Raw genomic sequence first — 8255 nt, forward strand, 5'->3', positions numbered from 1 at the left:
CAGTTTCAAAATTAAAAGCTTCAGCCACAAAGTTAGTTTCTTCTAATCCATCAGCAGCCTCAGTAGTAGATCCACCAAAAGTGTTATCGGTTTCCTTACATTTTACCAAGAGCCCTCTACATCCAGGGGATGAACAAACGATAACCATAAAAGTCTCCGACAAAGACTCCAAAACTGCTGTACCAGGCGCACTCATTTCAGGAAAAATTACTGACCCAACGGGACCATATAAGAAGGTCAAAGGCACGACTGACGATTCAGGCAAAGCTTCTTACTCTTGGACACTTGGCAGCAGCGACCAGACTGGGCCTTATAAATTCGCGACCCAAGTATCAGCTCCTCACTATGAACCGTATTCAACTTCGAAGACATTCAAAGTCAATCCTGTCGAACTAACCGGTCCTGCTACTACTTCACCCATTCAGGATCCAAGCACAAATATTAATTCAGCTAGTCACCACGATCATTCTGTTACATCTGCTGAAGATAATACGTATAGTTACAATAACTACCCTAGTCCTGCCACAGGTCCATCACTTGATAGTTTCAATACAAACACGAATAATGGAGGCCATCACAATCATCACAATCACTCTACAATCGTAAATCCCAGTACAGGCAACACGGTAATTAATAATAATGTAAATGATAATGTAAATAATAACGTAGTAAATAATAACGTAGTAAATAATAACATAAACGCTGTGAACACCAAGAGCCATCACAATCACTCTACAATCGTAAATCCCAGTACAGGCAATAGTGGTACCGAAGCTAATAGCAACAATGAGAATCTTATTCCAGCTACAAATCCTTCAACCAGACAACACCGTCGCAAACTCAAAGGGCCATCACAATCATCACAATCACTCTACAATCGTAAATCCCAGTACAGGCAATAGTGGTACCGAAGCTAATAGCAACAATGAGAATCTTATTCCAGCTACAAATCCTTCACCAGCTACAAATCCTTCATCACCAGACAACACCGTCGCAAACTCAAATACCAACACAATTCCTAATGGGAATCATCACAATCACTCTACAATCGTAAATCCCAGTACGGACAATTCTAATATTGTAAACGTAAATGACTCAAAATCTGTACCACAGAGTAGCAACTTACCGCAAATTAACCCTACCGGATCAAACTCTCTTGTGGCCATACCATCTGGAGGCAGTTTACCGTCAAATACACCAATTATTACTTCTGGGCCTACAAATACAGCACCGACTACCACCTCTGATCAATCAAACGCATCTGTGGCGATTCCATCAGGTATCAACTCAGGAAGCAGCATGAGCGGCAACTCAGGGGCGACTGCACCAATTATTACTTCTGGGCCTACAAATACAGCACCGACTACCACCTCTGATCAATCAAAAACGAAAGACAACGTTCCGTTCCTATTGCCATTCCATTGAACAGCTCAAGACTAGTTAATTGGATCAAAGACTCGTGTTAAACCTTTCAACCCTTCGGCATCTAACAAAAGTCGATTTAAATGATTACGCTTAAAATTCTGTCTAGCCACATGCTTGATCCAGCTAATTATGCTGACTCATCTTTTCACAGGTGATAAAGTGAATTTCAGACAATTCGTGCCAAAACCGACCAACCGACTTGACTCACATGATCCTGTAAAAATTCAACAGTCAAGTTATAAATTACGGCAAGCGATTAATTATATGACAGCTGAAATGAAGAATTAATATATGCACAATATCCTGGTAACGGGGGCCGCCGGATCTATAGGTCATCATTTGATTAAGAGGTTATCTCAAAGAGATTGCAAAGTCATCATTATAGATAACCTAAGCAATGCAGATTCAAATTTCTTGAATCGAGTCAAGGCCGCTCTCCTAACCAGCCACATGAGCAGGTCAAATTTTGTCAGATTGAATGGAATTGGTAATGTTTCAATATATATAGAAGATATAAGAAATAAGGAGTCAATTATTGACATCTTCAAAAAAGAAGATATCGATACTTGTATTCATTTGGCTGCTAAGGAAGGCGTTCAAGAGTCGATTCGAAATCCAGAGGACACAATCGATGTAAACATTAAGGGAACATTTAATGTCCTAGAAGCTTGTTCAAGTGTGAGCGTAGAGAATTTTATTTTTGCTTCTTCCTCTGCAGTTTATGGACAATCAAATAACGTGCCAATATCCGAAGAACAGCAACTGAATCCAATGTCCCCATATGGAGCTGGCAAGATCGCTGGAGAGGCTCTCGTTTCTTCTTTCAAAAACACTGGGAAGATTCAAAATGCTATATCACTTAGAATCTTTAACGTCTTTGGAGAAGGCGTAAGATCGCGCTCTAAGAATAAAGGGGTTATAACACAGTTTGCTGAAAGATTATCCGCGTATATGTTCCCGATTATTTCCGGTGATGGTGGCCAAGTTCGTGACTTTATTTCAATCAACAGCGTTGTGGAGGCCATACTTTCGGCTGTTGACTTCAAGGGAACGGCTGTCCCAGATGTTCATGCAATAAATGTTGGAACAGGAAAGGCTACTACAGTCTTGGAACTTGCGGCCATGATGATTAGAATTTTTGGTCAGAACTGCCAACCAGGCATTAATAAGCCTATACCAGGTGACATACGATATAGCTGCGCAAACACTGACAAGATGAGATCATTTTTAAATTTGATGCCCGGCGATGAATTAGAGCCATATCTTAAAAGCCTGGCTGCCAAAGTCTATCAAGAAAGCAAATGCAGTAATTAATTAAGACACTATAATTGTCAATGGAAAGAATTATTGCATCGTTTGAGAAATAAACCGGTTACAAAAAAACATATGGCATCCACCTTGTACTTGGTCACTCCCATAGTACCATTAGACCTTGAAAAAGAGCTGCGCTATTCTTTTTCATTGAATACAGGTTAATCGAATCATATCAGGTCCACATAGGTAGGAAGGTCTAGTAGTATTAGGAACTATGCACTACGTTTTACTACGATGGGTTGAAGTTTGTTACGCTACAAAGTGGTCTCAGGTAGACTGAATATCACAGGCCCTTACAGGCATGGCAGATGCTTCAAGTTTTGTTAGATATGGCTAATTGTATTAACGGCCCGTTTTTAGTTGGTTTACGGAAAATAATTTCTTTGAGCTTGCGGTGCAGGAAAATACTATCAATTAACAAAAATGTCGAAAGGACCTGCTACTGATTGATTGATTCGGTAATTCATTATAAATCGGTTGGAATATCAGCGACGCCTCCTTTATCAACACTCCTGTTACTATCTGGCGCCATATCAAATGTCTTAATTCATTACCATATACCCCATAGGAAAGGAATTGCTGAGAACGGGTGATCCTTAGCGAAGTCACATTAAGTCAAGGGACATGGAAGAAATTATTACAGACAGGTCTTGAACTCAGAGTGTCTTATTCACAATACTTAAGGAAAATCGGATATTACAACACCTTACGATTTTATGACCTATTCAAACAGCAGTTGTCACCTACCCAGATTCAACACATATTAGACTAGAGAGGGCTATTATCAATACCTGTTGTGCTATATGTGCAGGATTAATTCTCCAAATCTTAAGCACTTTCATTTTAACTAGTAATGTATGGCGGTTTTGTATTTTTTTAGACTTAACCAAGCAAGAAGACTAAGGTTGTATCTTAAGTACTAACTAGCCCAATAACTACTACTCAATTTAATTATATGATATTAATAAGCTGGAGTATGGCAATATCTTCTTCCGACAATAAAGTAGCTGTTGTTACAGGTAGCTCAAGTGGAATAGGCTATGAAACATCTATGATGCTGGCTAGTAATGGTTTCCTCACATACGCGACAGTGAGGAATCTTAACAAAGGTGAGAATATAAAATCTAATGCAGGCAAGGAAAACCTGCCTGTTCGCATCACTCAGTTAGATGTCACAGATGAGCTCTCAATCAATAACGCAGTACAAGCGATATTATCCGAAACAGGTAGATTAGATGTCCTAGTTAACAATGCAGGGTATGTACTTGAGGGAGCATTTGAACATCTATCAATGGATGAGTTAAAGGGACAGTATGAAACCAATGTATTTGGATTGATAAGAACAACTCAAGCAGTTCTTCCAATTATGAGAAAACAGAAATCCGGCACCATCGTAAATATTAGTTCAGTAGCTGGGAAGTTTGGTTACCCAGGTGGGTCAGCGTATGTTAGTACAAAATTTGCAGTTGAAGGCCTAAGCGAATCGATGGCCTATGACTTGAGCCATTTGGTATAAAGGTGATCATAATAGAACCAGGAGTAATAAATACGAATATCTTCAGTAGCGTGGTAGTTGCGAAGAAATCTAAAGATCCGAATTCTCCTTATACCGAGATAACACAAAAGATGGCTTCTGCGTTTGAAGAAATGATGAAAAATGCTTCATCACCTGAAGTGGTAGCTAAGGTGGTTCTTGAAGCTATTACAAATGACAATCCCAGCCTCAGATATTTAGCTGGAAAAGATGCAGAAACATGGTTGAATGCTAAAAGAAATATGACTGATGAAAAGTTCTACAAAATGATGAAACAAAATCTGATGTAGAGAAAATCGATGCACCACCTTCGAAAAACGAACCGAATTGTTGTCAATTTTTCAAATCAATAGAACATATGCTTACCCACTTCCCACACTGATATTCGAACTCAAGTTAGTTATACCCTTAATCCCATAACATGAGAGTAGTATTACGTAGGTGCAATATTCAGAACTTAAGGAAAATACAGTAATTAAGACTACGTCCTCTCTACCTCTAACATCATGTCCAAAAGTAATTAATAGATATGACAGCAGTAGTACGCTGGTAAATTCTAGTAGAATGGAAATACAGATTATGATTATGAGAATCTTGTATTGTAAATCAGAGCACTAGTAGGATTATAGTAATATTTTATAAAATCCATATTATATAGCAATGAAATATACTTTTATTGATTTTGGTTCGCGCTTGTGTTATAGCATTGGTTTTGCTTTTTCCATTGTCTTTTTCCACAGTTCTTAACTTACTCTCTATTCATTATACATGGTTAGCCGGTGATGTTCAAGCTGAATCAAAACATCATCATAATTCTAGCAGCGACCACTCCACGAAGGGCGCGGGTACACGACACTCTCACCAACTGATCCATTCGCTGCGAATTTGCTGCACATGGAATTCACAGGTGATAAATGGGCAGTTGACCTACAAAATAACAGGAGGAACGAAATCAGAGCGACAAGCAGTAAATTCAGCTGCCGATGCATGGATGAAGAGTGTAAATGGCTTGAGTTTGGTGCAGGTCACAAAGTATAATCCTGCGGACATAATTATTGGATTTCAAAGTGCGGCTGAGCACAATAGTGGTAATGGCATAGGTACGACTTCTACATTTGGGGATACGGTCGGACAGACATCTACGTATTTTGACTCAGGTGGTCATATTGCTCACGCAGTAGTGACCATAGCAACAGCTGCATTCGGAAATAACATCGCCTCATCACAATTGAAGCAAATAGCTATGCATGAGTTGGGTCACACACTAGGCTTGGGCCACGCGAACTTCGGAGGAGACCTGATGTCTCCAGTTATAAATCCGGGGACAGACGGAATATCCAAATGTGACATTAATGGTGTAATGCATGCTGAGCAATGGCTTGCAGGAGCTGGCGTCAATGGAACTCCTACTCTGCCACAGGTGGAGCAGGTGAATTGCTGACTTCCTCGCAAGGATAATAATGCGCAAAGCTGACATGACTACATTCCGTTACTTCCATACTAAATGCAAGTATGTAATATTGATCCATAGCTGATGATAAAAGAATGTCTCCCGGTGGTAGTGGTTGACTAGAATTGAGCCATCGAGAGAAATCTGTTGAAAATAGATGATAAAGGCATAAATGGTGTACCTACTTGGAAAAGGCGTTGGCAGCCATCTTCCCGCTGAAGCATTACTAAAAGCTAATTTCTATACTACCTAGATGGCACCTAAGCAAGTTCTACGAACACTCCGTTTAATGGAGATCATTGTCCGAATGTATACTACTTGTGTGTGGCGTAAATCTTTACTGGCTCGATTTTTGCGACAGACTGAACGGGTAGATCTGCATATAGTGTTAGAGGCAATATCAGTACGAAAAGGTGAGTGGAGTCAAAGTGATAGGAAGTTTTGACCGATGAGCATCAAAAGATGGCTTAATTCTCATTGGGACCAAAAGTCAACAGATATTGCGAGGCTTAAATGGTCTAATGGGTTACAATGCAAGCATAACAAACCTTGGTAAGCGTTTCCTTCGAGCAATATTTACATTTGAATATTTTCCATAGCCTCTTAGTCAATTGTCATTATATCGTAGCGACTCTATCCATTAATACTGTTTTGTCGACTTTAAATTTCTAAACATTTCTTTAGATTCCAACTTAACCCTCTACAAGAAATGGAAGAATAAGTGACGTATTCATACAGACAAGATTATAATAAATTAGCCAGATTTCTCTAATCACAAAATCGGGTCTTCACTATTACTAAAGTGAACTAGATCCATTTAAGATTTAGAGGATCATAAGCACGAGGATAGGCTAGCTTTTGGTACAAAAAGATAACGCGATAAGGTGGTGAATCTTTAACAGGAAATAATTTATGTAGTCAGCAGAGTTCCTATTGCTACCAGCTCCCTATTTTAAGTGGTTTGAGTTTAGGAAATAGATATAACGCAGTAAGTTTCTATCCACCTGTCGGCCTTCTTATCTATTTCCAATACGCCAAGTACACAACTCTGGTTAGTGGTACCATTTAAACGATATCTGAGTTTTGTATCGTTTTGGCTTTTCTCAACACTTTTTGCAATCCAGCCTTTAGATTTTCCATCGAGATACTCAATTTGATATCGATATTGCTCTTTCGCTTGTCGTTATTTTCACTGGCTTTGCCATCTTTGGCTGTCGAAAGATGTTCCTTAATGGCTGCCAGAGCAGCTGCGTTTATCGCTGCAGCAATGTCAGCACCAGTACACTTATCCGTTAATTCAACTAGCTCTTCAAGATTGACATTGGGATTAAGAGGCTTCTTTCTTAAATGAATATTTAGAATCTGCCTCCTTGCATCTTTATCCGGCAATGGAACTTCTAATATGCGATCAAACCTTCCAGGTCTCAGTAAGGCTTCATCAATAATGTCTGGTCTATTGGTTGCTCCAATCACCACTACTCCTTTCAAATCCTCAAGACCATCCATCTCCGTTAGCATCTGGCTTATCACCCTTTCTGTCACATGTGAATCTTCTGACTTGCCCCTTCGTGGGGCAATCGCATCTACCTCATCAAAGAACACGATACATGGAGACGCCTGCCTTGCTTTGCGAAAAACCTCTCTTACTCCCTTCTCTGATTCCCCGACCCATTTCGATATAAGTTCAGGCCCCTTAACACTAATGAAGTTGGACTCGGAAGTTGTTGCTACTGCTTTTGCAATCATAGTCTTCCCCGTTCCAGGCGGTCCGTAAAGTAAGAGTCCTTTAGGTGGAGCTACATCGGCCTCTCTAAACAAATTTGCGTGCTTTAATGGCCATTCAATAGCTTCTGATAGCTCTTCCTTGACTTCGGCTAAACCACCTATTTCGTCCCATTTAACATTAGGCCTCTGAATTTGAACCTCCCTCATTGCTGAAGGGTGAACTTCTTTCAGTGCATTTTGAAAGTCGGTATTTGTGATTTTTATCTTGTTTAGGACTTCAAATGGAATCTTAGTTTGCTCCATATTAATTTCTGGGAGTATTCTACGCACTGATCTCATGGCTGCCTCCTTGCTTAGTGACTCCAAGTCAGCGCCTACAAACCCGTGAGTTATCTTCGATAGATCTTCTAAGTCTACGTCATCTGTAAGTGGCATCCCTCTGGTATGAATTTGCAATATTTCTAGTCTGCCTTCTTGATCTGGTATTCCGATCTCAATCTCCCTGTCGAACCTGCCCGGTCGTCTTAGAGCGGGATCAAGTGCATTAGGCCTATTACTAGCACCTATTACGACTAGTTTGCCTCTAGATTCGATGCCATCCATTAAAGTCAAAAGTTGTGATACTACTCTTTTTTCAACGTCACCAGAAACCTCTTCTCTCTTTGGAGCGATGGAATCTATTTCATCGATAAAGATGATTGATGGAGAATTTTCTTGTGCCTGCTTGAAAGTTTCTCTAAGACGCTCTTCGCTTTCTCCATAGAACTTGCTCATTATTTCTGGTCCACCGATGGAATAAAAGTTTGC

Annotated in this window: 7 protein-coding genes; 6 read left to right on the plus strand and 1 reads right to left on the minus strand. The window is 39.9% G+C overall.

Features of this window, described 5'->3' with window-relative positions; translation table 11 throughout:
- The 6 genes from DYY65_RS08920 to DYY65_RS08940 all read left to right on the plus strand — a co-directional run.
- Nucleotides 1-902: hypothetical protein (locus DYY65_RS08920; protein ID WP_201449427.1), on the plus strand; the 902-nt coding region annotated here is incomplete at its 5' end.
- Nucleotides 787-1425, plus strand: coding sequence for a hypothetical protein (locus tag DYY65_RS08925; protein ID WP_162477615.1), 639 nt, complete (start codon nucleotides 787-789; stop codon nucleotides 1423-1425). The genes DYY65_RS08920 and DYY65_RS08925, both read left to right, overlap by 116 nt.
- 291 nt (nucleotides 1426-1716) lie before the next feature.
- On the plus strand, nucleotides 1717-2739 hold the full coding sequence (locus tag DYY65_RS08930; protein ID WP_162477616.1) for an SDR family NAD(P)-dependent oxidoreductase: 1023 nt from the start codon (nucleotides 1717-1719) through the stop codon (nucleotides 2737-2739).
- A gap of 976 nt (nucleotides 2740-3715) precedes the next feature.
- Entirely contained in the window at nucleotides 3716-4255 is a 540-nt protein-coding gene (locus tag DYY65_RS12245) for an SDR family oxidoreductase (protein WP_201449428.1), read from the plus strand.
- Between the two features lie 2 nt (nucleotides 4256-4257).
- Complete coding sequence (locus DYY65_RS12250; protein ID WP_201449429.1) at nucleotides 4258-4563, plus strand: hypothetical protein; 306 nt, start codon at nucleotides 4258-4260, stop codon at nucleotides 4561-4563.
- Between the two features lie 617 nt (nucleotides 4564-5180).
- Nucleotides 5181-5714 (plus strand): M57 family metalloprotease, encoded by a 534-nt coding sequence (locus DYY65_RS08940; RefSeq protein ID WP_370519339.1) that lies wholly within the window; start codon nucleotides 5181-5183, stop codon nucleotides 5712-5714.
- Between the two features lie 1074 nt (nucleotides 5715-6788).
- Here DYY65_RS08940 and DYY65_RS08945 read toward each other — a convergent pair.
- On the minus strand, nucleotides 6789-8255 hold a 1467-nt coding region (locus tag DYY65_RS08945; protein WP_236561763.1), incomplete at its 5' end, for an AAA family ATPase.

Source organism: Nitrososphaera sp. AFS (assembly GCF_009898475.1).
GTDB lineage: Archaea > Thermoproteota > Nitrososphaeria > Nitrososphaerales > Nitrososphaeraceae > Nitrosopolaris.

Bases quoted from the DNA above. Each gene is read 5' to 3' on its own strand.
- DYY65_RS08925 (WP_162477615.1), top strand. From the start codon at position 787: ATGAGAATCTTATTCCAGCTACAAATCCTTCAACCAGACAACACCGTC.
- DYY65_RS08930 (WP_162477616.1), top strand. From the start codon at position 1,717: ATGCACAATATCCTGGTAACGGGGGCCGCCGGATCTATAGGTCATCAT.
- DYY65_RS12245 (WP_201449428.1), top strand. From the start codon at position 3,716: ATGGCAATATCTTCTTCCGACAATAAAGTAGCTGTTGTTACAGGTAGC.